Below are 2,365 nucleotides of genomic sequence, written 5' to 3'. Positions count from 1 at the left end.
GAAAAGTCTTTTTGTGAGTGGAAAGGTCTAGCGGGATATTACAATATCACCGTTGGCGATCAACAGGCAATTAACGCCGCTTGGTATTATCCGGACCCGACACCAGAGTTTCAAGCAATTAAGAATTATCTGGCTTTTTATCCCGCCAAAATGACCGCTTGTTATGCCGACGGGGAATTAGTACAACCGCAACCGGGCAACTTTTACGGGGGATGGATAACCTCCGATGTGGTTGGTCCATTTAAAGGCGTTCCCAATAGTTGGGGCTGGTAATCACGTTAAGTAAGTAGTCGTGCAAAATTAACTTCTTGGTTAGGAAAGGCAAAAGGTAGCTTTTTTCTCCCCACTTCATAATTCATAATTCATAATTCCCACTTCCCCTTAACTCCTAGTTTCTACTTTTTACGAGAAATTATGACCATATCCCAACCCGATCTAGAACCCACTTGGATGACGATTATTCGCCTCTTGCGCTGGGATAAACCCGCCGGTAGGTTAATTTTGATGATTCCCGCTTTATGGGCGGTATTTTTGGCGGCAGAGGGGGTGCCGCCACTACCCTTGATCGGGGTGATCGTTTTGGGAACTTTGGCCACTAGCGCCGCCGGCTGTGTGGTTAACGATCTTTGGGATCGGGATATCGATCCACAAGTCGATCGCACTCGTAACCGTCCTTTAGCGGCCAGAGCTTTATCGATCAAGGTTGGTTTGATTATCGCTCTAATTGCTTTCTTTTGTGCCGCAATTTTAGCTTTATATCTCAATTTCCTGAGTTTTTGCCTATGTGTGGCCGCCGTTCCCCTGATTATCTGCTATCCCCTCGCCAAGCGTTTTTTTCCTGTACCCCAATTGGTTCTTTCTCTCGCTTGGGGTTTTGCGGTTTTAATCTGTTGGAGTGCCGTCACCGGGTCGTTAAATAGCAATACATTTATATTATGGGGAGCGGTGATTTTTTGGACATTGGCATTTGATACTATTTATGCTCTGTCCGATCGAGAGGATGATCTCAAGGTTGGTATTAACTCTAGTGCCATATTTTTCGGCAAATACGCCCCGGAAGCCGTGGGGGTCTTTTTTGCCCTGACAGTGGGTTTATTGGCTTGGGAGGGGCAAAAAATGCAGTTATCAGCCTTTTTTTGGCTAGGGTTGGTTCTAGCTGCGATCGCTTGGTTGCGTCAATACCGGCTGTTACGTCAATCGGATTTACCTAAACCAGTTTATGGTCAAATGTTCGGTCAAAATGTTTGGGTCGGTTTTATTTTATTAGCGGCTATGATTGGGGGAAGTTTGTATTAAAACTCCCCCAAAAATGTCCCTAGAGTCAGTAACTAAGCTCTTCCTAATTTAAATTGCTTGTTGAGACGAGGCAAGGGGCAAGAGCCAAAAGGCAACCCCCCCAACCCTAGTAGGGTTGATTCATGAATCAACCCTACCTTGAATCAACCCTACCTTGAATCAACCCTACTAGCAGGGGGGGCGAGGGAAATTCGGCTAATCTAAGAATAAGCGGTTTAAATACGTCTTAGCTTATTTCCTATTCTGAATCTGATAATCCCATTACCGTAGCTGATGCGGGTTCACCAGTCATCAAAGCTACCCGTCTTTGAAAATTTTTCTCCACAGCAATGCAGGTATTTAATGGATCTAAAATACCCTTTCTGATTTCCCTTTCCCAAGAATAATTTCTTTCTCGGTGTTTAAATCTTGATAATTGCTGGGTGAAAACAGTAACCACTTGATAAATGATTTTTAAATCGTAAAGAGAGTCAATTTGAGAAATTTTAACCGCTAAAGCCCGAAATTGACGGGATATTTCTTGGGCTTGCTCTTGACTACAGCCATGGTCATGATGATAATAATTAACTACTTCTGCCATGTACTGAGCGTGTTTAGCGGCATTTTGAATACTAAGTAGGTGGGTGGAATTAAATATAAGATGAACGTAGGTTGGGTTGAAGCATGAAACCCAACGCCCCGATGGGTTACGCTACCGCTAACCCATCCTACAAATGATTGTGCCTCCCTACTTATGTTGAGCATTTTCCACAGGGGCAAGAAATCGATCTAATAATAGCTGTTGAGCGTAGGCATCGCGAAGGGAAGAATTAGAGATTATTTGCAATTCGGTCATTCTTTCTTCATGTTTACGGCGATTTTCGGCATAAATCTCCGTCAGAATAGTATCTAACAGCTTGGGAATCGGATAAAAGACATCAATCATAGGAAAATTGGCTCTTCGGGAATTGTTATGCAAATAATTAACTTAAAATAAAATTCGATGAGAGCAACTACGCTCAAAAGTAGCTGAAATTCATACAGGAAAGGACTTAAGGCACAAATAGGTTAATACCAAAAGATAGACAAT

At 43.0% G+C, this 2,365-nt stretch carries 4 protein-coding genes; 2 read left to right on the top strand and 2 right to left on the bottom strand.

Annotation, left to right across the window (positions count from 1 at the left end):
- The coding region (locus PX481_RS03200) for a DUF427 domain-containing protein (RefSeq protein WP_288093639.1) at window positions 1-273 on the top strand (273 nt) is incomplete at its 5' end.
- 141 nt (window positions 274-414) lie between these two features.
- Window positions 415-1,296, top strand: coding sequence for a 4-hydroxybenzoate solanesyltransferase (locus PX481_RS03195; protein ID WP_002762982.1), 882 nt, complete (start codon window positions 415-417; stop codon window positions 1,294-1,296).
- Window positions 1,297-1,534: 238 nt separating this feature from the next.
- On the opposite strand, the gene PX481_RS03190 is transcribed toward PX481_RS03195, so the two are convergent.
- Window positions 1,535-1,876 (bottom strand): hypothetical protein, encoded by a 342-nt coding sequence (locus PX481_RS03190; RefSeq protein ID WP_288055016.1) that lies wholly within the window; start codon window positions 1,874-1,876, stop codon window positions 1,535-1,537.
- Window positions 1,877-2,023: 147 nt separating this feature from the next.
- Window positions 2,024-2,221, bottom strand: coding sequence for a hypothetical protein (locus PX481_RS03185; RefSeq protein WP_287971896.1), 198 nt, complete (start codon window positions 2,219-2,221; stop codon window positions 2,024-2,026).
- Window positions 2,222-2,365 lie beyond the last annotated feature (144 nt).

The sequence above is a fragment of the Microcystis sp. M53603_WE2 genome, from assembly GCF_030065435.1.
This window is presented reverse-complemented; position numbering and strand designations above follow the sequence as displayed.